General features: G+C 41.6%; 19 protein-coding genes. 7 read left to right on the top strand and 12 right to left on the bottom strand.

Annotation, left to right across the window (positions count from 1 at the left end; all coding sequences use genetic code 11):
- Window positions 1–74: 74 nt before the first annotated feature.
- The 5 genes from OCU78_RS15655 (at window position 75) to OCU78_RS15635 (ending at window position 8,150) form a co-directional block, all read left to right on the top strand.
- The gene (locus OCU78_RS15655) at window positions 75–1,733 is read left to right on the top strand and encodes an alpha/beta hydrolase-fold protein (protein WP_137372160.1); all 1,659 of its coding nucleotides are present in this window, start codon (window positions 75–77) and stop codon (window positions 1,731–1,733) included.
- Window positions 1,734–1,755: 22 nt separating this feature from the next.
- Window positions 1,756–3,717 (top strand): TonB-dependent receptor domain-containing protein, encoded by a 1,962-nt coding sequence (locus OCU78_RS15650; protein ID WP_137372159.1) that lies wholly within the window; start codon window positions 1,756–1,758, stop codon window positions 3,715–3,717.
- A gap of 332 nt (window positions 3,718–4,049) precedes the next feature.
- Window positions 4,050–5,270: an MFS transporter gene (locus tag OCU78_RS15645; RefSeq protein ID WP_137372158.1), complete on the top strand. Its 1,221-nt coding sequence runs from the start codon at window positions 4,050–4,052 to the stop codon at window positions 5,268–5,270.
- A gap of 238 nt (window positions 5,271–5,508) precedes the next feature.
- Window positions 5,509–6,579, top strand: coding sequence for a BMP family ABC transporter substrate-binding protein (locus tag OCU78_RS15640; RefSeq protein ID WP_137372157.1), 1,071 nt, complete (start codon window positions 5,509–5,511; stop codon window positions 6,577–6,579).
- 5 nt (window positions 6,580–6,584) lie between these two features.
- Window positions 6,585–8,150 carry a GGDEF domain-containing protein gene (locus OCU78_RS15635; RefSeq protein ID WP_137372156.1) on the top strand — a complete coding sequence of 522 codons (1,566 nt, stop codon included), beginning with the start codon at window positions 6,585–6,587 and terminating at the stop codon, window positions 8,148–8,150.
- Between the two features lie 86 nt (window positions 8,151–8,236).
- Here OCU78_RS15635 and OCU78_RS15630 read toward each other — a convergent pair whose 3' ends face one another.
- The 3 genes from OCU78_RS15630 to OCU78_RS15620 form a co-directional block, all read right to left on the bottom strand.
- Complete coding sequence (locus tag OCU78_RS15630) at window positions 8,237–9,397, bottom strand: OmpP1/FadL family transporter (RefSeq protein ID WP_137372155.1); 1,161 nt, start codon at window positions 9,395–9,397, stop codon at window positions 8,237–8,239.
- A 284-nt stretch (window positions 9,398–9,681) separates the two neighbouring features.
- Window positions 9,682–10,764, bottom strand: coding sequence for a tetratricopeptide repeat protein (locus OCU78_RS15625; protein WP_137372154.1), 1,083 nt, complete (start codon window positions 10,762–10,764; stop codon window positions 9,682–9,684).
- Between the two features lie 9 nt (window positions 10,765–10,773).
- Window positions 10,774–12,156, bottom strand: a complete 1,383-nt coding sequence (locus OCU78_RS15620) for an anaerobic sulfatase maturase (protein ID WP_137372153.1) — start codon at window positions 12,154–12,156, stop codon at window positions 10,774–10,776.
- 303 nt (window positions 12,157–12,459) lie between these two features.
- On the opposite strand from OCU78_RS15620, the gene OCU78_RS15615 reads away from it, so the two are divergent.
- On the top strand, window positions 12,460–13,131 hold the full coding sequence (locus tag OCU78_RS15615) for a formylglycine-generating enzyme family protein (protein ID WP_240701698.1): 672 nt from the start codon (window positions 12,460–12,462) through the stop codon (window positions 13,129–13,131).
- Window positions 13,132–13,332: 201 nt separating this feature from the next.
- Window positions 13,333–15,024, top strand: a complete 1,692-nt coding sequence (locus tag OCU78_RS15610) for an alkaline phosphatase family protein (protein ID WP_137372151.1) — start codon at window positions 13,333–13,335, stop codon at window positions 15,022–15,024.
- Between the two features lie 162 nt (window positions 15,025–15,186).
- On the opposite strand, the gene OCU78_RS15605 is transcribed toward OCU78_RS15610, so the two are convergent.
- The 9 genes from OCU78_RS15605 to OCU78_RS15565 form a co-directional block, all read right to left on the bottom strand.
- On the bottom strand, window positions 15,187–15,444 hold the full coding sequence (locus tag OCU78_RS15605) for a hypothetical protein (protein ID WP_137372150.1): 258 nt from the start codon (window positions 15,442–15,444) through the stop codon (window positions 15,187–15,189).
- Window positions 15,445–15,593: 149 nt separating this feature from the next.
- Window positions 15,594–16,508: a LysR family transcriptional regulator gene (locus tag OCU78_RS15600; protein WP_137372149.1), complete on the bottom strand. Its 915-nt coding sequence runs from the start codon at window positions 16,506–16,508 to the stop codon at window positions 15,594–15,596.
- Window positions 16,509–16,592: 84 nt separating this feature from the next.
- Window positions 16,593–18,050 carry a BatD family protein gene (locus OCU78_RS15595; RefSeq protein ID WP_137372148.1) on the bottom strand — a complete coding sequence of 486 codons (1,458 nt, stop codon included), beginning with the start codon at window positions 18,048–18,050 and terminating at the stop codon, window positions 16,593–16,595.
- Window positions 18,050–19,774, bottom strand: a complete 1,725-nt coding sequence (locus OCU78_RS15590) for a vWA domain-containing protein (RefSeq protein WP_137372147.1) — start codon at window positions 19,772–19,774, stop codon at window positions 18,050–18,052. Before OCU78_RS15590 ends, OCU78_RS15595 begins: the two co-directional genes overlap by 1 nt.
- A complete protein-coding gene (locus tag OCU78_RS15585; protein WP_373367617.1) occupies window positions 19,767–20,648 on the bottom strand; it encodes a VWA domain-containing protein in 882 nt (293 codons plus the stop codon). The genes OCU78_RS15590 and OCU78_RS15585 overlap by 8 nt, the downstream gene beginning before the upstream one ends.
- Before the next feature lie 388 nt (window positions 20,649–21,036).
- Window positions 21,037–21,579, bottom strand: coding sequence for a DUF4381 domain-containing protein (locus tag OCU78_RS15580; RefSeq protein WP_137372145.1), 543 nt, complete (start codon window positions 21,577–21,579; stop codon window positions 21,037–21,039).
- On the bottom strand, window positions 21,579–22,673 hold the full coding sequence (locus OCU78_RS15575) for a DUF58 domain-containing protein (protein ID WP_137372144.1): 1,095 nt from the start codon (window positions 22,671–22,673) through the stop codon (window positions 21,579–21,581). Before OCU78_RS15575 ends, OCU78_RS15580 begins: the two co-directional genes overlap by 1 nt.
- A gap of 6 nt (window positions 22,674–22,679) precedes the next feature.
- The gene (locus OCU78_RS15570; RefSeq protein WP_137372143.1) at window positions 22,680–23,705 is read right to left on the bottom strand and encodes an AAA family ATPase; all 1,026 of its coding nucleotides are present in this window, start codon (window positions 23,703–23,705) and stop codon (window positions 22,680–22,682) included.
- Window positions 23,706–23,929: 224 nt separating this feature from the next.
- Window positions 23,930–26,224 (bottom strand): tetratricopeptide repeat protein, encoded by a 2,295-nt coding sequence (locus tag OCU78_RS15565; RefSeq protein WP_180033661.1) that lies wholly within the window; start codon window positions 26,222–26,224, stop codon window positions 23,930–23,932.
- Window positions 26,225–26,271 lie beyond the last annotated feature (47 nt).

The following is a 26,271-nucleotide window of genomic DNA, read 5'->3' as shown; positions in this document are numbered from 1 at the left end:
AACCAAATCCGATACTTATGATGAGAAATTCAAAGTAACATAAATGATAATAAATATCATTACGGATAAATTTAATGAGATTCTTCTTATCAGCAATACTTTGGGGAGCTGTTATGGCTGGTGTCAGTGCGAATACCTTAAACCTAGAAAAAGGACTGCACTACAAGGTGGCGAGTGGTGAAACCATCAAGTTACAAGTTGTCAAACCAAGCTATTATCGAGGAGGAATTAAAAGTACTCAGAGTCTAAATTGGGCAGGTGTGGTTGATTCTAATGGAGAAGTAATTAAAACCCTGATCAGCTCGCCGACGAAAGAGGCTGAAATATTTTGGCTGGTTGATAGACCTGGAAATTACGAAATTCAGTTTGTCACGCAAAAGACTTCTACCGACCTTAGCACACCAAGTGAAGTGTCTGGTGCACCTAGTACCAATGTCGAAGTTCTGCTCAAAACCATTCCGCTAAAGGACACTCAATACGTATCACCTGAAGAAAATTCAGTTAGCCCGAAGATTCAGGAAATGGCGCATCAAATTCAGCAAAACCTAACCGATACTGAAACTAAATTCTGGCAATACGTGAATACCAATGGCGGCGCACCGCTTGTTGAATATACGGAAAACAACACGGCTATCGTCACCTTTCTTTACAAGGGACCTGTCAATAATGTCAGAGTTCTTGGCTCTCCTTACGGTGGACATGCGCACCTAAGTCAGTTAGGTAAAAGTAATATTTGGTTCCGTTCTTTTGAAGTACCAGCCGACACTCGTCTCTCTTATCGAATCGCACCTAACGTCCCTCAAATTATTGACAAAAAAGGAAGAGAGCAAAGAAGAGCAGTACTTGCTACAGCCCAACCTGATCCACTAAACCAGCAAGCAACATATGGTGCTGATGACAATTTATTTGGATTAGCGTCAACCGTCACTCTTTCCAAAGCTCCAAGTGATGCCATTACCAAACCATTACGAAACCCTGAAGGAAAACTCTTCAACCATATCTATCAAGGTGAGAACGGGGGTTTACCGAGAAAAGTCACATTTTATGAACCGAATGAAACCTATCAAACAGCGAAAGATGCACCACTTTTGATTTTGTTTGATGGGGATGCCTATCTAGAAAAAGTGCCTACGCCACTCATTTTGGACAACTTAATCGCACAGAAAAAAGCCCCACCAATGAGGGCCATCTTTGTTAACACTCCTGTTCCCAGCCTTCGAGAAAAAGAACTTACCCCGAACAAAGCTTATGCCGCGTTCATGGCAAATGAGTTGATGCCATGGCTATGTCTACGCTGGGAGATTTGCCCTAAAGCTGAGGACACTATTTTGTCGGGTTCAAGTTTTGGAGGGTTGGCATCTATGTTCATTTCACTTCAGCACCCAGAACGCTTTGGAAAGGTGCTCAGTCAATCAGGCTCCTTTTGGTGGGCTCCTCAATCTGAACTAGCTCTTTATAAAGAACACGACAATTGGGTCGCTCAACTCGCTCGATCCCAACCCCAAAAAGACATCGACATATATCTAACTGCTGGAGTGTTTGAAATCAAGCCTCATCCAAACAGCATTCTTGAGACTAATCGTCAGCTTTATCAAACCCTCAAGTCGAAAGGGTACTCGGTACATTTACAAGAAGCCGCGAGTGGTCATGACTACTTCAGTTGGCAGGTCATGCTAGCCGAAGGGTTAACTTCGTTATTTACGAAATCCAAATCAAATACAAATACAAACTAAGGATAATTCTTAAAGGAATGTTATGAAACCATATCAATTAAGCCTAGCAGTGGCGCTAAGCCTTTCAACTGTTCTCCCACTTTCTGTTTTCGCAAATACAGTGGATGTGATGGTCGTGACTGCGTCACAAAATGAAACCTCCATTAAAGATGCACCCGCTTCTATTTCGGTGATTACCAATGAAGAAATTAATAAGCTACCTGCAACAGACATTACAACAGCGTTAGAAAGTGTTGCTGGTGTTCACATTTCCAAAAGCACCGGCAGTGAATCTAAAATTATCATTCGAGGTCTGCATAATCAGAACTCTTCAAATGGTAATTACACCCTTTTCTTAGTGAATGGACGTCGAGTCAGTTCTAGTGAAACCGTTATCCGTGGTGCAGGGTATGATTTGTCCAGTATCCCACTGAGTTCTGTTGAACAAATAGAAGTGGTACGCGGTCCTATGTCTTCCCTTTATGGTAGTGAAGCGATTGGCGGTGTGGTTAACGTTATTCTTAAAAAACCTGAAAATGATACCTATGTAGCAGGTAGCCTGACTTATAGCACTCCTGAAAATAGCAGCGGCAACACTCTAGCCCCTAACGCGAGTGGGGAACTGAAAATTGGTAATGTTTTTGTCACTGGCTCTATCATTCCTGACGTACTCCTTTACACCATGTCATTGGATATTAGTGATAAAGATGCTTGGTTCCCAAGCAATGCAGGGGCAAACTTCAGCCCACAAGCACAGCAAGATCGAAAAACGCTCCGAGCTAGCTTAACTTGGCTGCCCACCTATGAAGATGAGATATATTTTGATCTACTCTTTGCTGACGATGATAGAAAAGAGTACAGCTATTACAGCCATTTAAACTCTGTATTTGAAAGTGACTATGACAGTGAAAAACTAACGTCTACTCTTGGTTATAAACGAGACTGGGACTGGGGAGAGTCCGATCTCTCTTATTTCTATGAGAATTCAGAAGTGAGCGAAAACAACTTCCATCCAATGGTCGATGAAGCGGATATGACCCAGAATAATCATACCGTCGATGGTCGAATTGTTTTAACCGAACTTGATAGCCAAGTGATCTCTGCGGGTGGGCAGATGTCTTATACCAGCATTGAAAATGAAAGGGATTACACAAGCAGCCGCTCAGTGACTCAGAACGCCATTTATATTCAGGATGAAATATCCGTCACCGAGGATCTCACCGCAACCTTAAGTGGGCGTATTACTCATAATAACCAATTTGGAAATGACTTTAGTCCTAGGGCATACCTTGTCTATAACGGTATCGATAATTTCACTTTTAAAGGTGGTTATGGGGAAGGCTTTAAAGCACCAACGATTTTCCAGTCATCTGAAGACTTCTCACTCGTCAGTTGTGGTGGGCGCTGTACCTTAATCGGCAACCCAGATTTAGAAGCTCAAACGTCAAAAACCTATGAATTATCAAGTATGTACTACGCAGAACGTGGATATATTCAAGCAACACTCTTCTTCAATGACGTTAAAAACTTAATAGACCGGGATCTTGACCCATTCTTCGATGGTTCTTCAACCATCATTCAGTATGAAAATGTTGATCGTGTTGAAACGAAGGGGGTAGAGCTAGAAGGTGAGCTCGATTTATCTGAAAACTGGTCTCTAGTGTCTAATGCTACCTATACCGATGCTAAAGACACTGAAGATGATTCTGATATTTCATACACGCCAGAATGGTTAGCTAACTTAAATGTCCACTGGGCTGCAAGTAAAGATCTGTCTTTTTTCACTGGGGTGAACTATACGGGAGAACAGAAAGACTCGGGTGGAGACAACCTAGATTCATACTCAATAGTGTCCCTTGGCGGTTCATATAACATCAACAGTAACTTCACGGTTAAAGCTGGTATAACTAACCTAACCGATGAACGCCTAGATAAGTCTGAACAAGATTATGAAGATACAGAAATTGGTAGAACTTATTATATAAAGTTTGATTTTGAAATTTAGAATTCACTGCCCGTCTTTGAATATAGGATTACCAAACTGAACCCTCGATATTGAATTTTTCCGCCTGAGCTTAAAGGTACTAAATGGATATTTAATAGAGGGCAACCTACCCAAATATAAGGACTGAACGTGTAAACGTGCAGTCCTTTTTATCTAACATGCTTCTTTATCTCTCCATCAAAATAAACGCGATAAATATATTAGTCAGATGTGAGGTATTCCTCTATTCCCAAAAACTATAAATATCACTTTACTTAAAGTTAACTTTAAGTATTAAAGTGAATTTTAAATAAAAGGGATAAACCAGTTGGTCACATTTGATAGGGAAAATAATGAAAAATAAAACACTACCATACTTAACAGGACGATTTTTTGATGGGATAAGCTCAGGGTTATTCATGCTGGCGTTACCGTGGTTAATGCTCAAGGAACCAAACATGGGGACATTTGTTGCTCTCACCGCGCTAGTCTGTACAAGTATCTCATTTATCGTCACACCATTTTTTGCCACTATTATTGATAGACAATCGCGCAAACTCATTCTAATTTCAGCTCAGGCAGTCCAAGCGTCTACTGCTGCCCTAATCATGCTGGCTTATGCGTTAGACCTAGGTAATATGTGGCTGCTCGCTTTATCTCAACTCATTTTTTGGGTGTCGAGTAATGTTGCTTGGCATACCAATAATGCCTTCACACAGGAAAACTACGACAAAAATGAGTACGCTAAAATCTCCAGTTATCAGGAAATTGTAATGCAAGGCACAACGCTTGGTGCTGGTGCGCTAGGCATTGTATTACTTGAAATGTGGGGAATGTTTGAATTTTCTTTATTTGCGGCAATTGCATCCAGTATTGCATCCATCTGTTATTACTTTACCCCTTATCGCAAGCAAATCAGAACTACGAAACGCGTCGCTTTCATAGAACAACTTAAAGAAAGTAAAACTATCTATAGTCAAAACCTTACTTTTTACGCATTCATTTTACTGTCTTGCTTGGCATACCCAACTCTCACATTTTTAGGAAAACTTGTTCCTATTTGGTTCGCAGCTCAAAGCGTTTCAGGTGATTGGGTGGCTTGGTATAACATGGCTTTCGGGTTAGGGTCTTTATTAACGGGTGTTTTTGTTGCGAAGATTTTGAATATAGCTTCTCACCCAAGAATCATGCAATTTTCTATGCTGGCATTAACCGTGGTGTTGATATTAATGGCGAGCTTTATGCAGCCAATCTATATTGTGGTATTAACTCTTGGCTTCGGTTTCTTTAATGCTTTAATTCGTATTGCTCGAACTAACTGGATGCACCACAAGGTAGATATATCCCAAAGAGGTCGTGTGGATGGTGGGCTTGGCATGTTCGCTACCTCTGTACAAAGTTTGAGTTATGTTCTTATTGCTTTTCTCGCACACACAAACAATATAGAGAATGGCTTCACTATTATTGCAGCCGTCATTGCAATAGCGACAATTAGTATGACTTTACTCAGTAATAAGTTGGGACTAAAGCCTGAGGGATCAGGCACTACAATTCAGCCGGTCAAAGCGGAATAATACAATTTCGGGTGCAGCGCAAAAAACACCACCGTAACGCTTTTCTAAATCCAGACTTACCCTTAGAATACAGATCACATTATTTTGCAATATATGCGCCCGTAAATTATAATTATGCGACAGAGATCATTGTTATAACTGGCAAGTGTTAATAAACTAGTGGCATAAATGCCCCTACATAATTTCAGTGGGCAATAAGTATTATCAATAATTACTATAAAGAATAGATGCTCATAAAATGAAATCAGATGGTATTTTAAAACTTCAAAAATTGGTCAACAGGTTATGTAAAAGTCCTCCAAATAGACGACTACCTACCATCTTAATATCCGCTTTAGTCGCATCTCCAACAGCCTTAGCCACCACTCAAGCATTCAAGCCTTTAGTGTTATTTCCTGCCGAACTCTACAAAGGTTCTTATTCGCAGTTAATAAACAATGGTATCTCAAGGTTTGAAGAACAAACGGGTGTCACCGTTAAAAGAATACGAATAGAAAGAGATAATGCTCTTTATGTAGAAGAACTTAATAAAGCGGCTTCTGAAGGGTATAGCCCAATCATTGTTCAAGATTCCAATACCATTAATTCATTTGGTCGCATTGCACGTCAGCATCCTTCTACTCGATTCATTTCACTTGATATTTCTTATCATGTTCCAAATATACTGGGATTAACCTTTAACCATGCTGAAGGAAGCTACGTTATAGGTTACCTTGCAGGCATGAAAACCGAGTCCAATAAAGTTGGTTTCATTGGAGGTTTAGACATACCAGTGATCAATAACTTTAAATGTGGTTTTGAACTGGGCATAAAAGATTCAAACCCTAGGGTCATTTTGAGTACACAATATATTAACAATGGTGCACTTTCGTGGAGTGATACACATACGGCTCATTCAATGAGTGTGGACATGCTAAATAGCGGGATTGATATTATTTACCCTGCTGCTGGGTATTCTAGCGTAGGGGTAATGGATGCCGTGAAAGAGAGAACTGAAAACGGTCAGCCTAGTTACAGTTTTGGCGTGGATTATAATTATTCGGACAAGTATCCGCACACGTCATTAGCTTCATTGGAGAAGAAAGTCGATATAGCAGTATTTGCAGCCCTTATGCAGCTTAAAAATGAAATCTGGAACGGGAACAGAAAACATTTTGGTATCAAGCAAGGTGTCATTAACGTAATAGTTAATCCAAACACACCAAAGCTTAGCCCTGAAGATAAAAAAATCGTAGACAAATTAATTATCGAGCTAAAAGGCAAAAATAACGCTATTTCTCAGAGAATTGCGCAAAATTGTCAAAGTTAAATCATATGAAAAAACTATCTTCTTACGTTATCTCCGTTTACTTACTATTGACTATGATTCCAATCGTTGTCTTTGGTGGCTTAGACATCGCTAAAGATCTTTATATTGAACATGAAGTAAAAAGTAAACTGTATGAGCGAGTCGTTTCGCAGCAGATTCTAGATTCAAAAAAAGCACTAGCTCAATTCGACCTTCTTGCTGCTGAGCTCGTCACTACACAAATTTCTCAGTTGGATTACGTTGTGTCGGTAAAGCTCGAGTCTATGCTTTACGCAATGACAATGGCTGAAGTGATTAATGACCAAATAGAATCTCAACATACAGAAGTCATAACGTACCCAATCTCCGATATTCACCAACAGCAGGTGGGTACTCTTACCGTAGTAAAAGATAACAACGCGTTTAAAAATGGGATCATAACAACGATTGTCCCGCGCATTGCCATTTTGGTAATACTCCTGTTATCTGTTTCACTCGTCTTCAACCGTATTATATTAGGCGCCCTTAAAACACCATTTAGCCAATTACAAAAATTTGCATTTCAAATAGCGAATGGTGACTACTATACCCCTTCTAAAACTGACTCAAAGTTCTTAGAAATAACGACGATATTCAAGTCATTAGAAACCATGAGAATCAAGCTAAAAGACTCGATAACTCAGTTAAAGTTAAGCGAAGAGAAGCACTCCAGAACTTACAATATTACCCAAGTAAGTCTTTTCGTAATTGATATTGAAACTGGAAGAGTTTTACGTTCTAACAGCAAGTTTACAGAAATATTTTATCTGATCCCTCGAAAAAGTATTAGCGCTGAACTAAAGCTATTCATCAATGGTTTAATCAATTGCCCGTCAACTGAGAGTTTTGAATACTCTCTGCTCATTAATAATGAAAAGCGTTATTATAAGATCAATCGCAGTGAAGTAATCAATGGTGAAATTGAATGTTCCGCACTCGAAATAACAGATTTTATTTTGGCTAAACAAGAGGCTGAGATCCTTTTATTAACCGACTCTCTTACTCGAATTTCAAACCGATACTGTTTCAACCAGTATATTCAAGGCTGCAAAAAGAACTCGATTGATGAGCTCACTGTCATGATGCTTGATTTAAATGGTTTCAAGAAAATTAATGACACCTATGGACATGCAGCAGGTGACCAATTGCTCATAGAAGTCGCCAAAAAATTAAGTGAATTATTGACTAACAAAACACAAAAGTTGTTTCGACTCGGTGGTGATGAATTTGTGATTCTTCTTGAAGGCAGGTTTGACATACTCAAAACAGAAAGCTTAGCCAAAGAAATCCAAGAAGCGGTAACCACACCTATTTGCTATCTAAACAATCACTTTTCGAGTTCTACCAGTATAGGTGTCGATCACTATCAATCGCTTTCAGGAATGTCGATTGAACGGACCTTACATAATGCCGACGTTGCAATGTACGAGGCCAAAAGTAATGGCGCGGTACTGGCTTACTCAAAAGCTCTTTCATCAACGTTAGATTCTCCGGTTCACCACTGTATTGAAGATCAAACACCTTTAATACGCAGAACAAAGCACACAGACTAAAAAATGCACTCTCCGCCAACGGTGGAAAGTGCATTTAAATACTTAATCCAGACTAAAAACGGATCAGACTTGGGAGCAAAACAATACTAAAAGCTGAAGCTCATGCCGACAAAATGGATTCTGCCGTCAAAGCTACCATCGACTCCCCGCCTATTCATATCAACAGAACCAAGGTCTGCATACTCGTAAAACATGTCTACTGTGATGTGATCCCATTGAGTTGAAGCACCAACCGAATAACGATATTGCTCACCTACAGGTAAGTCGACCCATTGCTTGCTTGGATCATCTTGTGGTGATGTCTCGTATGATACGCCCGCTTTTAAGCGCCAATCTGAATTCAGGACATAGTCCGCCCCTAAGGCAAATTTCCACACGTCGTCCCAATCTCTTTCAATCTCAGCACCCACACCCGAGCCTATACTTGATTCTAGGTCAAGGTTCGTTGCATCCCATTGACTCCAACGATGAAACTGTACACTTGCCAGTAAATTAAGGCGTTCTGTGTAAGCATAGCTGCCGCTGATATCAACAATCTCTGGAACGATAATGTCCGTTTTTAGGTTATTTAAAACTGAAGTCGGCAAACTGGTTTTGACCTTCATTTTAAAATCATGTTCTAGCTTAGAGCGATAACTCGCCCCCACCGACCATGTCTCATTATGTCGATACATCATGCCTAGATTGAAACCATATGCCCAATCAGTATCTTGCTTTGCTGTTACTAAGTCCGTTGATTGCTCCAATGCCGCCCAACTGATTTGCGCCCCAGCGCCAAAAGACCACTGCTCGCTAAGCTGGTAACTCAAGCTAGGGTTCAACTGCATCGCAGTTAGAGTAATACTGTCTAAAAGACCTCCTCCAGCCCAATCAGTCCCGTAGCTTAAGCTTGAACCGCCCACCGCCCCTAATGCCAACCCTAGATGCACTTTATCGCTTACCTGATGCGCATGAAACGCGCCTGCAGAAGGCATGAATGTACTGGCTTCACCATTATCATTAGCGCTATCTTGATACTTCATCTCGATATCAAACGCTAACGTATTAAACGTGGTCAAACTATTGCCCATATGGGACATAGTGGCAGGGTTCACCCACATTGCAGCAGCAGACTGAGTGTAAACCCCATCACCAGCTCCAGCGGTTCCTGCATTGGCAATGACGGCTTCTTGTAAGAAAATACCACTCGCGTTTACAGAAAATGCTGCAGTTAAAGAAAGGGATAAAATAGAAAATCTTGCGTTCATTACTGTTTCCGCTTTTCGAAATAATAAAAATTAAGCCGTGTATCGGTGTACTTTCCTTGTGTTCTAAACATGACCTAAGGTAAATAAACCAATGAGTTAAGGTAAGTAAAACAATGACTCTGAATATTCCAGCCAGTTCACCTTCTGAGCATTACGGTTCCAGCCAAGAATGTGCTAAACCCGCTTACTACCGGCTAAAACACTGACTACAGGCTGATTATTTGCTGCAGACAAGCTAGTCTGAATAGTCGTTAACTAGGAGATTTAGCTTTGAGCTTGTAGCTTTAGCTTTGAACTTGTGGCTTTTGCTCTTTTAACTGTTGAATGACGAATGGAGGCGCTACTTTTTCAAGTTCGGCTAAACATTCATCAGTTTTAGGATGGCTATAGCGAGTGTAGATATCACACACCGCATACAACTGCTCTGGAGCGCCCGAGATTAGATAGGCTTGTTCAAATGATTGTGTAGATTTTTCGATATCAAATGACTCTTGAAGTACTCCGTTCAAATACCAGAAGTAGCTATTTTTTGGTTCTAATTCAGCGGCCATTTGAATTGCATCAGCAGCTTGTTTTTTATTATCTAACCTGACTAATGTGAGAGACTTTGAATAATAGAGTGCTGCATTATCAGCAAATAAGGTCAATGCATTATCGAGTACTTTTAGTGCTTGTTCATCTTGCTCTTGAGCCCTGAAATTATCGGCATAACTTAGCCAAATTTGAGGGGCATTTAGATTACTGCTGTCGTCTTCTTTATCTTTAGGATTAAGCAAAGATAAATACAGAGTTTCGGCTTTATCCCACTCTTTATGCCAGCGATAAACATCAGCAAGCAACAAACTTGTGGCTGAATCTGACTTAGTTTTTAAATACGCGATAAGCTCTTCAACTGGAGTTTCAATGGCTTGTTTCTGCTCGACCGTCATGTTGCCATAATCACGAATCAAACTTGTGGTTGCGGTAATCCGAACGCTTTTAGCCGAATCCTTGAGTAACGGCGAAACCATTCTCCAACGGTTAGCAAATTGATACGGTTCTGCACCTATTACTGCCGACTCTCTTATCTCTTCCGATGAGTCTTTTAAGCCCCTAGCAACAGCAACTAAACTACTTTGGTTTGGGTAACGGGCAAGCTGTCTTAATGCATCAGATCGGACACTAACCGCTTCTCGCATATCCTGCGCTTGGTAAGCCAATTGTTGAGCCTGCGATTGCTGCGGCATACTTTCTTGGGTCGAAGCTGGTACTTGAACCGGCGATGAGGTTTGAGCCTTTAACTCGGGCAGATCGGTGTCAGCTGCAGCATTAAACGATCCCATACAAATTAAGCCAGCTAAACTCAGTGTGATGTGTTTTTTCATTATGTTATCCGCCTAAAATTTTGTAGGGTAAGCAGGAGCTGTGCTTGTATTCTGCGCAAGTGATGCTCTTTCAGCTATCGCCTTTTCACGCGCAGCTTGCAGTTCAGAATCGCTGTACTTACCGTGTTTAACAGGGTGCTTCATCGCTCTTAAGATATAAGCAATTGAGCGATCAGCATGGCTGAAAAACTTCTTCCAACCCGCACACAAATAATTAAGCCCTAGCTCACCATCTCTGGTGCGAATGAATCGATTTTTCGGGCATTCACCATGACAAGCAAAGCGGTATTCACACTTTTGGCACTGACTGGTTAGGCTACGTGATTTGGCAAACCCGAATTCTTGCTGCTTTTTGTCAAACGCCATGTCATCCAAACTGCGTTGATTGATATTGCCAATTTTGAATTCAGGGTAAACATAGTGGTCACAAGCAAACACATCGCCTGTTGGCTCCATTGCTAAGCCTTTGCCACATACTTCACCTAAGGTACATAATGGGTTCTGACGACCCATCCAAGTTTCAATACTGGCTTCAAAATACTGCACAAATACTTTGCCAATATCGTGTCGCGCCCACTCATCAAACACAGCAATTAGGAAGTTGCCCCACGCTTCATCTGACACGCACCAAGACTCCACCACCGAATCTTTATGACCTGGAATTAAACGTTTATCACCTTGGCGTAACTGTTCGTTAGTCTGCCCAGTTTGTCCTTCACCAACAATTTGAGGCGCATCCGTTCTAAAGGTTTTTTGTTCCACAATCGGGATGAACTGCATTTGAGGTGACTTCACCACATCACGTAGGAAGCGATAAACCTCAAGCGGGTTTTGGCTGGTTAAATTGTTCACGCAAGTTAGCGTGGCAAATTTCACGCTATGTTTATGAAGCAACTCGACAGCTTGCATCACTTGGTTAAATGTGCCGCGACCCGCTTTGTTAGTTCGGTAGGTGTTATGTAAAAGCTCAGGACCATCAATACTCAGCCCAACAAGAAAACTATTTGTCGCAAGGAATTCACACCATTCGTCATTGAGCAATGTGCCATTTGTTTGAAGGTCGTTAGAAATCTTGATGCCTGAGGGTTGGTATTTTTTTTGGAGTAATACAATTTTTTCAAAATACTCTAAACCAAGCATGGTTGGTTCACCACCTTGCCATGAGAAAATGATTTCTGGTGTATTTTGACCTTCGATGTATTGGCGAATATACGTCTCTAGTGTTTCGTCATCCATTCTTGGTGAGCAACCTTTTTTATACTCAAGAAGATCTTGTTTGCTTAAGTAATAGCAGTAGGTGCAATCAATATTACAAGCCGCTCCAATCGGCTTCGCCATCACGTGTAAACGCTTAGACGCTTTTCCATTAAATTGAGGGCCTTGAGTTAGAATCATAGTGGTTTTGCCTATTCAAAAATGGTGACCGCTTAATAATAAACATCTCCTGCGCTTGTGGATTGTTATAGAGGTTATTCCATTTTGGAAAGTGGTTTAAAGGTATTATGGATGCATACATTATGAGCAATTGAGGCGACTATGTTCACATCAAATCCAGTACATTCTCACTGTAAAACTTCAGCTTCTACGCAACCACTTAAAACCAAAGTTTTAATCGGCGCGGTGCTAGCTTTAGGGTCAACATTAGTGGGTTGTAGTAGCTTTGCCCCCCACCCAACCGCTACCCTTATTGAGCAAGATATGGTAAAGGTCGAAGGTGGTGAATTCACTATGGGATCAAATGCGCAGGAAGCGAAATCAAGCGAACAGCCGGCACACCTTGTATCTGTCGATAGCTTTTACATGTCTAAATTTGAAGTCACTCAATCTTTATTTGAGTCAGTGATGGGGTCTTCCCTTAGTTACTTCCCGTCACCAAACGTTCCAGTTAATAACTTAAGCTGGCAGCAAGCCAATTACTTTATTGAGAAGCTCAACGAACTCACTAATGAAAACTACCGCCTACCAACTGAAGCTGAATGGGAATTTGCTGCTCGCGGCGGAAATTTAAGCCAAGGCTATATTTATAGCGGATCAGATAATATTAATGATGTGGCTTGGTATTCAGAAAACGCCAATAACCAAGCGCAACCTGTTGGCAGTAAGTTACCAAATGAGCTAGGGCTTTACGATATGACAGGTAATGTCGGCGAGTTTGTTATTGATGCTTACGACGACACTTTTTACCGTTACTCACCTTCTGACAATCCAAGTAACGCGAATGACAGTAAAGTTGGACTAGCTCATAAGTCAGTAAGAGGTGGAAGCTTTTCATACGACGCTAATGAATCTGAGAATTACCGAAGAGACTTTGCAAGTCAGTCTATAATTATGTCAGACATGGGTTTGCGACTCGTAAGAGATGCTAAATAAGCAGTGAGAGCCAATGCTAAATAGACAGCGAAGGCAGAAGCTAAATAAGCGATACCCAACGTTCTTCCGGCAAGGGATTTAATTATGAACAAACCGAGCTTGACCAGATTTCATCCATTAACCTCAATAAAATTGCAAGTTGTACCTAAGCCCTCTAATACTCAGCGAAAGCCTCATTCTGTATTAACTAGGCCTATGTTCATGAGTTCTCTGTTATCTAGTGCAGTTTTAGCAGGAGCCTTGCTTTCGCCATTCCAAGCGGTTGCAAATGATCAGCAACCAAAATTGGTTTTGCAGATCACGGTGGATGGATTGCGTGGTGATCTTCTCGAACGTTATAAATCTAATTTTGGTCAAGCTGGTTTTCGTTACCTGATGGAAGAAGGGGCTTACTACACTAATGCTCATTACCAACATGGAAATACTGAAACCATTGTAGGTCACGTATCATTGGCAACGGGCGCTCCTCCAAGTGTGCATGGTATGGTTGGAAACGTCTGGTATGACAGAAGTGAAGAACGCTTGGTTTACAACGTTGAGGATGAAAAATACAACATGCTGACTTCTGGCGCTGGTGTTAACCAAGCGACAGAAATAGATCCGACTCAGAAAGTGGCAACCAAAGATGGACGCTCTCCAGAGCCTATTCTTTCTACCACTTTTAGTGATGAGTTAGCCGTATCAAGTAACGGTGCTTCAAAAATATTCTCGGTTTCAGTGAAAGACCGTGGGGCGATATCGCTTGCAGGGCATTCTGGTAAAGCATTCTGGTTTTCTAAAGCACAATCAGAATTTGTCACCAGCAATTATTATTACGAGGAGTACCCCGAGTGGGTTACGAGTTGGAACAGTAAAAAGCTGGCGAATGAATATTCAGGTCAGCGTTGGGAGCTTGCTTTAGACAGCAATAAATACACTTTAGAAGAAGGTGACCCTGAGCATAAAGTCGATTTAGCCGGTTTCAAAAGAACCTTTCCTCATCCCTATGGGCCTGCAAGCTTTAAGTACTACAGTACCATGCTTACTCTAAGCCCAGCAGGCGATGAACTTACAGCAAACTTTGCCAGCACTCTGCTAAAAGAAGAGCAGTTAGGTAAAGGCAAGTTCACAGACTATCTTGCAGTAAGCTTTTCAGCCAATGACTATGTCATTCACATGTATGGTCCTTCCAGCCTAGAAGCTGAAGATAACCTTATCCGACTTGATCGAACCATCGCTAAATTACTGAACGATGTGGATGCGCAGGTTGGTCTAAAGAATACGCTCATTGTTTTATCAGCAGACCATGGCGTACCAGAAGCCTCACCAACGGTTAACGCTTTAGGTTACAACCAAGCCAATTACTTCGACAAAAATACCTTATTGAATGAGAGCTTGATAAGCCGTTTACAATCAGAATTTGGATTAGGTAAAGAAGCCATTCGTTTATACGCTCAGCCTTATGTTTATCTTAACCATGACGTAATCTCGAAAAAAGGTGTCGATTTGACTAAGGTTCAAGCTGTGGTTGCAGATGAAGTATCAAAAATCAAAGGGGTTGCGTTTGCTGTGACCAGTACCGATGTGCAAAACAACCAATTGCCCGATACTAGAGTGATGCAACTGGTTAAGAACAACTACCATCCTCAGCGCTCTGGTGATGTGTATCTGGTTTTTGCTCCTAGAACCTATATCAATGATATGGATGGTTTAACCATTGCTTCGACTCACGGTTCACCTTGGCGATACGATACGCATGTGCCCGTGATTTTTGCAGGTTACGATGTTGAAGCAAACAAGATCACGCATGAAATCACGCCATACGATATTGCCCCAACTCTATCTAACAAACTGGGGATTACTCAGCCTAGCGGTGCTGTCGGTCAGGTTCTTTCTGAAGTGATTGATGACTAGGAAATGACTGATAACGAGCTGGTGGCTGTGAACTGTAGGAAATGTTAGGAATGATTCAGAGATCCCTTGATTGAACTCGAATGCAGTTAAATAAAAAGAGCAGCGATTTGGCTGCTCTTTTTTATCTAAAAAACTGATTACATGTTGAAACATCAGGTTCTGTTATTGCGAAACTAATTGGTTGGCAAGTTCTTGAAGTTGCTGCTGAGAATAGGATTCAGCCTTGGGACCTTCACCCGTTAAGTCAATCACTTTGAAGCCAGTGAGATCTGGAAACTCTTTAGGTAAATAATCTAAAAAGGCTTGAGTGTTCGGCCACTTACCACGAACGGTATAGCCTTCCTCAACATCAAAATCTTCCGTTTCAAAGAATGAGAACTCCGTTTTTCCAATGTTGTGACAATATAAGACTAAGAACATTATTTGATTTTTCTTCATTTATTAATAATACGAGAGTAATGAATAATACGTACAAAGTGTAATAATGCATGCAAAATTATTAAGCATTCCACTAAATCGGAGAGCTTATATAAGTTCCAAATAAGCCTCAGATAGCGCGCTGACTAGAATCACTTTCTGGCTATCACTTGGTTCTTCGAAACCTTTTGAATTTGCTGTCTTAACCACTTATGCCCACTTTCTGCTGTTCGGCTAGGGTGCCAAATGGAGCAAAGATCAAGTTCACTTTGATCAAAGGGTAACGGGATCGATCTAACATCAAAGAAATCCGCAAAAGAATCAATGGTCGACTTAGGTAAAATACCAATCATGTCGCTTTTACCTACAATAGGAAGCATTTCTATAGCTCCAGCAGCACGCACCACTATTTTACGTTTTTCAATTTCTGAAATATCATCAGCAGTCAGTAAACTGCGTCGGCTATGCCAACGAGATACAACAACATGCTCTTCATTAAAAAACTCTTCACGGCTCAATGAGTCTTTCAGTCTCGGGTGATCTTTTCTACACACCACGTTCAAATGCTCTGAATAAATCACTTCAGACTTCAGCAAGTTACGACCGCGCGGTGCCATATCAATCACTAAATCATAGCGCTGTAAACGAAGGTCAGTTTCATGATCTTCAGTAAATAGCGGGTGAACTTCCAACGCAACATTCGGCGCTTCACTTCGCATTTGTTTAATCAATTCCGGGATTAAGAAATACCCCGCAACAGACACCGCTGCCACAGAAAAAATTCGGTTTGATGTTTTTGGTTCAAAATCTCTAGAAGCAGATAAGGTGGATGTGAAGCTCTTTAATGCCACAGACATGGCGGGGTAAATATCACGAGAGAATGTTGTGGGTTCTACACCAGAAGCATTACGATGAAAAAGGTGGTCATCATAAATTTCACGTAGCCTTTTGAGCGCCTTACTCACCGCAGGTTGGCTTATCTCCATTCGCGCAGCGGCTTGAGATAAGTTTTTTTCTTCATAAATGGCAACAAAAATAGGGATTAAGTTTAATTCAGTACTCTTCATTAATTGTCTTTTCTCAATTTAACTCTCGCGATGTATTCGCGGCATAGACTGATGTTCGGAATAAAAACAATCCGAGTTTTATCTTTACTCTTTATTTCGATCTTTTTCTAGTCTCATCCTCAATGAATCAAGGCTAGGTAAAATTTTATGTTTCATAAACAAGAGACGGATACGATTTTCTATCTTTCGATTATCTGCTATTCCGACTCTTCCACCTGGTGTTTTTATCTTTCGCCAAATTCTCCAACCAAGGCTGAAACTCACTGACTTAGATTGGAACTCTTGAGCATCACCTTTCCATTGGATATTGGCTTCATTCTGCTGAAGACCTTTACTCTGATGGGCACCTTTACTCGGCTGATTAAGCTCATATTGTTTTAATTCTAAAAGATCAGTTTTCTTCCTCAAATGGCGAAACAGCAATACTCTCGCTTGAGGACTATTCCCAGCTTTCAAAGCACGATAAAACATGACTTTGCTTGGTAATGGATGAGTTTGGTAATACCGAACCATCAATATCACACAGCTCAAAAGAAGTATTAAAGCGCAGATTCCAACAGCAAACCATTGCCAATACGCTTGGATGAAAGACTGTACCGTGTGGTGAACTTGATAGGTTCGTCCTTCTACACTCAAAGTTTCTAATTGTTGTGTCTGGGTATTCCACCACATGATATCTACTGCAGGAAAGTAGATCTCTCCACCATCTTGCAAAACATACACGCTCTCTTCAGTACGAGTTGAACGGTAGTTGCCCCGAACTTGAGTGTCAGAGAGCTGATTTGGTTGTGTGTAATGTTGGTAGCCAGAATCGGATCCCGTTGGGATTAAAGTCGGTATTAACATGGCCAGAGTATCGGAACCTGAAACGGTCACGGTTCGTGTAATCGCATCACCCACTTTTAGAGTTTCCTCCTGATTGGATTGACTCCATTGTTGCTCTAATTTTAAATCACTCGCAGAAACCCATACATCCTCATTTGCTAGTAATCCAGAGGGACGTTTAGCATTAAAATTAAGGGGTTGTGTGTAAAGTTCACCGGTGACATTAGAACCATCAGGTGCAGACACCTGTACGCGAACTGAGGTTTGAGGAACCCAATATTGACCAACATCTTGGGGGTATAACGTGATTTCCCAACGTTGATGAGACCAAGTCTGAGCGCCCTTTTCTTTGGTGACTCTGCGTTCAGTAAAGTTAGTGGCTAACTGATTGCGCTGCTTAGCCACAACATTTGGAATTTCAATAGAAGAAATGCGCGTGCCGCCAGTAAACCAACGAGGTGTCGCTACTTCGATATATAAGATGATTTGCTCATTCACTGCAAAATTTGCTGACGATTTCTTCTTATTGATACTGTCTAAATCAGCTTCGTTGTCTTTATCTACGTGACTGTCCTTACTTACAAGAGAGGAGTCACTTAACCAAGCTTTAATTTCAACATCACCACTTTTCAGCAATTGACCTATATCAGCCCCGTAAGAAGATACCGAAGCGAAAGAAAGCGCAAAATAAACAAGTACACGAATAAAGTTGTTCATTATTGCTCTCCCGCTATATTTGTTTCATTTTCTTTATCGGTTTCGTTTGTATCTTTCACTCCTTGGCTTTGGCTAAGAAGTTGAAGCTGAAATTTGGCTCGTAAGAAGTATTTAGGGTCGGCTTCTACGCGTTGTAACCATTTGTCTGCAAGGTCTTGGCTGCCCAGAATTTCATTAGCATTCAGTTTCTCTTCTCTCATCATGGCAGAATCGACTTGCTCTTCCGCTCCATCACCGGTTTGAGGTTTATCACCTAGTTCGAATGAGTCTTCAGGTCCTTCAGGCGTATTCGCTTGGCTTTCACTAAAGCGATTCACTTCATCAATAATGCCTTGCATCACAAGTAAATTCTCTTCAACTAAAGGGCTCAAGCTTTCATCTAGTTTATGCTCCAGCATCAGTTTGTAGATGTCTCTTGCTGCAAGATATTCACGCTGCCTAGCGAGCGCATTAGCGGCATTAAACAGACCTAAATCACTTTTCACTTGAAGAAAGGCGCTGTGCGCCAATTGGTATTCAGAAGCATAGTAATAAGCAATGCCCTTATGCATTGGGTCCTCATAGCGTTTTGCCGCTTCTAGGTACTCAAAACGTTCAAAATACAATTGCCCTTGTTGGTCCGGGGTTAACCATAAATTCAACCAACCTTGGCTTATTTTGTTCCATAAGGTCGACTCAACCACAGCTGGTTCTGAGTCAGCTTTTAAGCTCACGGTTTCAGCCAACGCAGTGGGTGGGTGAAGTGCTGAAATACACACAACCCCAACTAAACACCACTGGACTAACCAACCTTTTCTAAACCAAAACAGCATCAACACAGCCATAGGAAACAGTAAAAAATATCCCATGTCTTTCCATGGCATCGCCGACTCATTATTGAGCTGCATATGACGTTCAATACTGCGTTCTAAGGACTGAATATCTTGGTTATCGATAGTGACTTCCACTAATCGACCACCTGATTTGGATACGAGAGTTTTCAATGAAGACAAATCCATAGGGCTATCACTCACGGCAGCCGAATTACCAGCAGCCAATACCAGCAGTTGATGCGGACTCTCTTCAAAATATTGTTCATAGGCAGTGATGGTTGCTGGGTTTGCTCCATCAGTGATCAGCAATACTGTTCCGGCTTGTTCATTCCCTAATTGGTCACCAATCAGCGCCAAAGCAGCCTCAGCTTGCTTACCTTCCACAGGCATAATATCTGGCTGAATTGCCGCTAAGAATGGTGCAAAAACGGAGTTATCTTTAGTCAGCGGCATTGCGATATGTGCACTACCAGAAAAAACGATCAGCCCTGTTTTTCCACCTTGCCTTAAAGTAACTAAGTCTCTAATTTTTTGTTTTGAACGCTCAAGACGACTTGGTGCTAAATCCTTTTGTAACATTGATTGGCTTGAGTCCAATATCACTAGTAGCGATGCTTTATCTTCCCCAAACGGTGAAGGTTCTTTTGTCCAAGTAGGACCCGCGCACACAATAATTGCCAGAAACATTGAAACGGTTAGCAACTTAAGAGGCAGTTGTTTTTTCCAGCCGAGATCGCCTATGGTCAAAGCCTTACGAAGGTGTTCTGGTATCGCTAAATGCATTGCTGCTAATGACTCTTGTTTCCAACGTAAATACGCAACAATAGCCAAAGGAATGATAGCTAATAGCCACAAAGGTCTTACAAAATGAAACTGCGATATGATCTGTTGCCATAATTGAGAATCAAACATGCGACTCTCCCATTTCCGCTGATTGCTTACTTCCTGCTTGTGTACTTCCTACTTGCGCTGTTTCTGTTGCCGCTTTCTCTTCAGTTCTGATTTGAGAGTGCTGCCTAGTGCGGTAACGACGTAAAGTCGCTAGACCAAAAGCCATTAAGTACAAACACACCACCAGCATTATTGGATACTGATGAATACTTTTCTTAGGTCGATAGGTAGTACTTTCATACAGTTGTGGCTCTAGCTCGCCAATCGCTTGATAGGCGTTATCAAGAGCTGATCTATCTATCGCTTGGAAAGCTTCGCCCCCTGATTCTTTCGCTACTCGTTCAATGATTTCCATGTCTAAGGCTTGCTCACCTACAGTGGCAGGATCACCCATGGCAATCATATGAATTCGCACCCCTTTTGCAGCAGCAACTTTCGCCGCATCAATAGGCTCGACATAGCTTCCCGTGTCATTACCGTCAGTTAAAACGATGACGACTTTCTCAACTTCAGGAAAGAGTTCAGCCTGTTTACTATTTGTTTTATTTTTATTCTTTCTATTTCCAATAGAACTAGAACCTTGACGGTTTTCTTCAAAGACTTTAATCGCTAAGCCTATGGCATCACCAAGGTGGGTACTTTGCCCTGCCATGGCTACATCAGTTTGGTTTAATAACTCAAGCCATACTTCTTGGTCGGCAGTAAAAGGGGTTTGTACAAATGCCGCATCTCCGAACAGGATTAACCCTAATCGGTCACCTTTTCGAGTTTGGGCAAAGTCAGCCAATACTTCTTTGGCGGCATCTAAGCGTGAAATCATATCGGATTTTACAGGTTCAGCATTTGAACGGCTTAAACTAGGTTTTTGCAAAGAGGCAAAATCGGCTTCTGCCATCGAGCCAGATAAATCAACTACAACCATGATGTCTCGACCTAAATTCTCCCTTGTTTGAGGTTCACCTAAAATCGTTGGTTTGGTCATTGCGAATACAACCAATACCCATGAAAGCACAAGAATAATTCGCTGCCAGTAATTAGGAGTTAGTTGGCTTGCCCCTTCAGTTGGAGCCTCACCGATAGCCTTAACTAGCACATCAAAAAACGGCACTTTAATCGCGGACTGCTTCGTTCTATAAGCTGGAATTAACCAGTAAATGATGATGGGTAACGGTAGAATTATCAGCCATAGAGGATGAGACAAGGTAATAGCAGAGCCAATGAGTCGACTGGTATCGAGAACAAGTCCACCATCTGAAACTGTAGATTCAAGAATGAGAGAAGCATCAGCCATTTTGCTTTACCTCACTTGTAACAGAAGCGTGTTGTAGATAATGTTCTCTAATCCATAACTCGCATAAAGCCGTTAATTCGAGCAATTCGGCTGCTGTTAATGCCTTCGATTTTTGTAGAAGAGAGACCGTCCACTTGTATCCTAATTCTGCTTCAAAAGTCGGTTTCAAAATGAAGCAGTCCAAAGCAGCAAGAAAAGCTTTGCCATGCTTATTCGCGAGTTCTGGTTTTAAATAAACCAGTACCGCTTTCATAATTTGAAAGTAGTCTTGCCCTACCTGAGTTCGTTCTCCAATCGTGATGCTATCCAGTAAAAGAGAATGCCTTACCTCCAAAACTAACCTTAAAGCTTCTCTGCGATAGCGATTTCCCCACCAGCTCTGGAACAATTTCACCATTCGATAAATTGCATAAATTACGATAGCGCATGCGAGTATTTGCCAACCTAAAGTTTGAGGAAACCAGCTCACATGCTCAGGCACTGCAACATCATTTAACTCTCGTAATATATAAGTGCCAGGAGGTTTATGTTCCATTAACGTCGCCCTCCCACCGCTTGTTTGAATTGCTCTACATGCTGACCCGAAGTATTAACTTCGATTAAAGGTAATCGCTTAGCTGCCATTAACTGAATCAACTTATCTTTCTTAAGCCTTTGGTGCTCGGTTAACCCTTGATTGGCAAGATCCAGCTTTTTCCCATCATTCAAATTCAGTTGTAACTCACCGTTACCCACCACCCAACCAGGTCCTCCCTTCGCTTGAGATTTTCTAATTGGCTCGCTTTTTAAAGCAGATAATGATTTGCCTTGAGATAGCGATTCGCTTTGAGAAAGATCAAAAAATGAAGAGGCTGCTTGGTTGGGAAATTCACTTTCAAGTTGGTCTGAAATCAACACGCCCAGCACATCATTATGCTTTTGTAGATGTTTAAGGTGCGTTAAATCGTCTTGCGTTGCTCCGCTCCAATCACTCAAAATAATGATGGTGGCTTCTTTTAATTTCAGCCGACCTAACAAAGTAACAAATTGACTAAAACTAGTAGGCTCACTGTCTTTCGTATCAACACTGAGGCTTTGGTTTAACTCTGAAAGCTTCTTCAGCCGATGCAAAAGATCCGCTTGTGAACGTCTTGGTTTCATCCAATAGTTTTGGGTGGGCGTCACCATTAAAAAACCGACTCTGTCGCTATCTTTAAGCACTCTCCATGCCGTGAGTGACGCCAGTTCAGCAGCCACAACGGATTTCATGACTTCTACCGATGAAAAATACATGCTGGAACGCTGGTCTACACAGACGATCACATTGCGATCTTTTTCTTCCGTGTAAGCTCTAACATGAGGCTTACCCGTGCGCATGGTCACTTTCCAGTCAAGGTTACGAATGTCATCACCAAGCTGATAATGACGTAGCTCTTCAAAGTTAAGACCACGACCTCTGAATACGGAAGAATGTCGACCAGATAAAGCCGAACCCGCTTTTAATTGTGGCAATAGGGAAAAAGACTCAGCTTGAGCCTGCAATCGAACTAGCCCTTTGTATTCACAGTGAATGCGTTCATCTTGAAGGGATGCAGACCTATGCGATGCAGATTGATTCGCTCTTGAATGACGAAATGTAGAATGGTTCATAGTGACTTACCCAATAACAACGTGATCCAACAACTCATCAATCACTTGCTGATGACTCACACCATCCGCTAAAGCGTCGTAACTGAGCGTGTGTCTATGCCCTAACACTGAATGTGCCATTGCTCTTACATCATCGGGTTCTACATAATCACGACCTTGTAACCATGCATAAGCACGAGCACATTTATCAAGTGCAATTGACGCTCTTGGGCTTGAACCAACCTCTATCCAGCGGGCTAAATTAGATTCTGGGTAACGCTCTGGTTTACGGGTCGCCATGACAAGACCGACAATGTAACGCTCAACAATCTCCGATACTTCTATGTTTGGAAGCTCTCTACGAGCTTGAAGGACAAGTTCAGGTTCAATCTGAATGGAGGTATGTTCTAGCTGGGTTGAACCAGAAGAGAGTTCTTTAGAGTCTTCATACGTGCTTACCTCTTCACTTCGAACCAAACGAATAATATCGAGTTCAGCGTCGTCTTCCGGGTAGTCCACAGTGATCTTCATGATGAAACGATCCATTTGAGCCTCTGGCAATGGATACGTCCCTTCTTGTTCAACAGGATTTTGGGTGGCTAGCACCATAAACAGATCAGGTAATTGATGAGTTTGATCGCCAACAGTAATGGTACCTTCTGCCATCGCTTCTAATAACGCAGCTTGAACCTTGGCTGGTGCTCGGTTAATTTCATCAGCCAATACAATGCTGTTAAAAATTGGTCCGGGTTGGAAGTGTAAACTTGGTTTCGATTTACCAAATTCATCCATTTGCTCTTGGTAAACTTCAGTACCAGTAACATCTGATGGCAAAAGGTCTGGTGTGAATTGTATGCGTCCAAATGAGGTATTTAACGTATCGGCTAAGGATTTAACTGAACGGGTTTTAGCTGTGCCCGGTAACCCTTCTAATAACACATGACCATTAGTTAAAAGACCAATAACTAAAGAGCGTACGACGTGGCTTTGCCCAATTACTGACTGTTCAACTTGAGTAATAAGGGATGTAATTGCCTGTTGAGCCTGATTCATATGTTCTCCAAACTACGTTAAGTTAAACGATCAGTTAGCCCATACTGAATGAGTCAAAATACGAGCTTTGGGTAGTCAATTTTATATTCTTAATCCTACTAAAGTGGCTGATAACTATTGGTTATACTCTCTATGCCTATGGTCTTAATTTCTATGATTATGGCTTTAGTTTCTATGCTTATAGTTTCTATGCCTGCGGTTATCACCTGTATTACGATTTCAGGTCATAACCTCTGCTTTAGATTTTGAATAATATTAGGCGGTGCGTAGCGTTCTAACTGTTGAATACATTGACTGGCTGTTGGCTTTTTATATTTTAAAAGCATGTCGCACTGAGCAAATAGCTGCTGAGGATCGCCACTCAATTCAAATGCTTTAAATAATGCGCCTGCTGCCTGATCCACATTTATCGTTTCCATAGATAACCCATACACATACCAATATTGTGCATTCTGAGGTTCAACTTGGGTTGCTTGACGCATGTAATTTGAAGCGCCGGTTTTATTACCTTGTCTGAGCAATGATAAACCTGCACTGTAGCGAAGTGCACCAGAGCTAGGTTGAGCCACAATGCCTTTCTTCATGGTGTCGAACGCAAGTTTTTCTTGCCCTTGTGTGCGATACAAATCGGCTAAATTGACATAGCTATTGGCAAAATATGGTTCTACTATCATTGCATGTTGATAGCTTTCTATCGCTTTATCGTAATGACCTTGGGCACGATATAAATTGCCTAAGTTAGTCCGTCCAAACCCTCTGTCGGCGTTGAAAGTTTGTATCATGATGTACTCATCTAATGGCTTAGCGAGCTGTTCTTTTTGCATTGGGTTTGCTTCTCGCCAGTGGTTTGCAAGTGCTCCTGCAGTTTCTGCACGTATGGCTAATATTGGGTCATTGAGTAATGGTTGTAATATCTGCCAACGATCACTAAATGAAAATGCCATAGAGCCTTGAATTGCACCTAAACGAATCAGTTCATTTTCATGTTTCACTGCCCGCCCTAAAGCAACCAGCGTATTTTGACCAGTAAAGCTGCCCAACCTTTGTAAGGCAGATGCGCGAATAATGTCACTTTGCTTAGCATCTTGAGCGGTGTAAGAAAGTGCATCTTCTGCGCCGCGGTAATTGATTTCTGCCGCATAGAAAGCCACAGAAAAGTGCTGCTGATTTCGGTACTTTGAATTGGGGAACCATTCACCTAGCTTTTCATCTGCCCACTCATTGGTTTCGCCTTCATGACAGTTGGTACACACGTTAGGTGTGCCTATATTTTTGCTTAAGTCTGGTCTTGGAATTTGCCAACTGTGGTCGCGCCTTGGGTCCACTTCCATGTAAGTGGTTTCTGGCATATGACAAGTGGTGCATTGAGAGGCTTCAGTGTTAGCAGTGTGGAACGTGTGCTTTTCTGGCGTGTATTCAGAAGCAAGGTGACATTGGCTACACACGGCTTGTTCTGGCACTTCTAACTTAGAGGTATGGGGGTTATGGCAGTTAGTACAAGTTACGCCTTTTTCTGCCATTTTGGATTGCATGAATGATCCATAGACATAATCCTCATCGAAAATCTGCCCGTCATTATGATAAAGCTCTGGAGTAATTAGGCTGAGTAAATAGCTATCTAGCAGGTGCCCATTAACATGGGCTTGATCTTCATTCAGTTGAGTTCGCCGACTATGACATTGGGCACAGACTGTCGTTTGATCTGTATGCTCAATAGAAGCTGGCTGCAAAGTAGAAGAGCCTTCTTTATAAACCCATTCCTTCACCGCTTTTGATAAGTCACGGTCAAAGCCATAATGGACAAGAGTATTGGTGCTAGGCTCGTTAGAGTTTTGAGCCTTTGCCCATGTCATATGTTCATTAGCCGGACCATGGCACGCTTCACAGCCCACATTGATTTCAGACCAAGTAGAGTTATAACGATTCTGGTCTAGGTCGTAGTTTTTCTTTAAGTTTGTTGAATGGCAATCAGCACACATGAAATTCCAATTTTGCCCTGTATTGGTCCAATAGAATTCATCCGTCACCTTCATTTCTGGGTACAAGTGGTACCAACGCTGCCCACCAGCTTCCGCACGTCTTGAATCCCAAGCAAATGGGATCAGCTGCACTCGTCCATCTTCAAACTCAACCATGTATTGCTGAAGTGGATCATAGCCAAAAGTGTAATTAATTTGGTAGTCATGGAACTTTCCGTCAGGTCCCTGAATATTGACCCAGAAATCATCACCTTTCTTAAAAAAGCGATTCGTTTTACCTTCAAATTCAAATGTCGCATTGTTGAAATCGGCTAACACGCTTTCTTCTGTCGCATGTTTCATTGCCATTTCATGGTCGGAGCCTTTCCACTGCTCATATTCTTCCGCGTGGCAATCAATACATTGCTCACTTCCTACATAGCTTTCAGCAGCTACAAACTCACCCTCCGCTTTCAGTTGAAATGCCAACGTAGCAAGCAATATAAGCAATACTTTTCGCAGTGATTCCATACCCAATAAATTCTGACTTATCCTTGTCATTATTCCCTTACCTGCTTCCTGCTGTTATTTGATTTTCTTATTATTCT

Source organism: Vibrio gallaecicus, from assembly GCF_024347495.1.
GTDB classification, from domain to species: Bacteria; Pseudomonadota; Gammaproteobacteria; order Enterobacterales; family Vibrionaceae; genus Vibrio; species Vibrio gallaecicus.
This window is presented reverse-complemented; position numbering and strand designations above follow the sequence as displayed.

Excerpts from the sequence above, each read along its gene's own strand:
- OCU78_RS15635 (WP_137372156.1), top strand. The coding sequence starts at position 6,585 with ATGAAAAAACTATCTTCTTACGTTATCTCCGTTTACTTACTATTGACT.
- OCU78_RS15605 (WP_137372150.1), bottom strand. The coding sequence starts at position 15,444 with ATGTTCTTAGTCTTATATTGTCACAACATTGGAAAAACGGAGTTCTCA.
- OCU78_RS15650 (WP_137372159.1), top strand. The coding sequence starts at position 1,756 with ATGAAACCATATCAATTAAGCCTAGCAGTGGCGCTAAGCCTTTCAACT.
- OCU78_RS15600 (WP_137372149.1), bottom strand. The coding sequence starts at position 16,508 with ATGAAGAGTACTGAATTAAACTTAATCCCTATTTTTGTTGCCATTTAT.
- OCU78_RS15645 (WP_137372158.1), top strand. The coding sequence starts at position 4,050 with ATGAAAAATAAAACACTACCATACTTAACAGGACGATTTTTTGATGGG.
- OCU78_RS15570 (WP_137372143.1), bottom strand. The coding sequence starts at position 23,705 with ATGAATCAGGCTCAACAGGCAATTACATCCCTTATTACTCAAGTTGAA.
- OCU78_RS15615 (WP_240701698.1), top strand. The coding sequence starts at position 12,460 with ATGGTAAAGGTCGAAGGTGGTGAATTCACTATGGGATCAAATGCGCAG.
- OCU78_RS15565 (WP_180033661.1), bottom strand. The coding sequence starts at position 26,224 with ATGACAAGGATAAGTCAGAATTTATTGGGTATGGAATCACTGCGAAAA.
- OCU78_RS15620 (WP_137372153.1), bottom strand. The coding sequence starts at position 12,156 with ATGATTCTAACTCAAGGCCCTCAATTTAATGGAAAAGCGTCTAAGCGT.
- OCU78_RS15655 (WP_137372160.1), top strand. The coding sequence starts at position 75 with ATGAGATTCTTCTTATCAGCAATACTTTGGGGAGCTGTTATGGCTGGT.
- OCU78_RS15630 (WP_137372155.1), bottom strand. The coding sequence starts at position 9,397 with ATGAACGCAAGATTTTCTATTTTATCCCTTTCTTTAACTGCAGCATTT.
- OCU78_RS15580 (WP_137372145.1), bottom strand. The coding sequence starts at position 21,579 with ATGGAACATAAACCTCCTGGCACTTATATATTACGAGAGTTAAATGAT.
- OCU78_RS15590 (WP_137372147.1), bottom strand. The coding sequence starts at position 19,774 with ATGTTTGATTCTCAATTATGGCAACAGATCATATCGCAGTTTCATTTT.
- OCU78_RS15575 (WP_137372144.1), bottom strand. The coding sequence starts at position 22,673 with ATGAACCATTCTACATTTCGTCATTCAAGAGCGAATCAATCTGCATCG.
- OCU78_RS15585 (WP_373367617.1), bottom strand. The coding sequence starts at position 20,648 with ATGGCAGAAGCCGATTTTGCCTCTTTGCAAAAACCTAGTTTAAGCCGT.
- OCU78_RS15595 (WP_137372148.1), bottom strand. The coding sequence starts at position 18,050 with ATGAACAACTTTATTCGTGTACTTGTTTATTTTGCGCTTTCTTTCGCT.
- OCU78_RS15640 (WP_137372157.1), top strand. The coding sequence starts at position 5,509 with ATGAAATCAGATGGTATTTTAAAACTTCAAAAATTGGTCAACAGGTTA.
- OCU78_RS15610 (WP_137372151.1), top strand. The coding sequence starts at position 13,333 with ATGAGTTCTCTGTTATCTAGTGCAGTTTTAGCAGGAGCCTTGCTTTCG.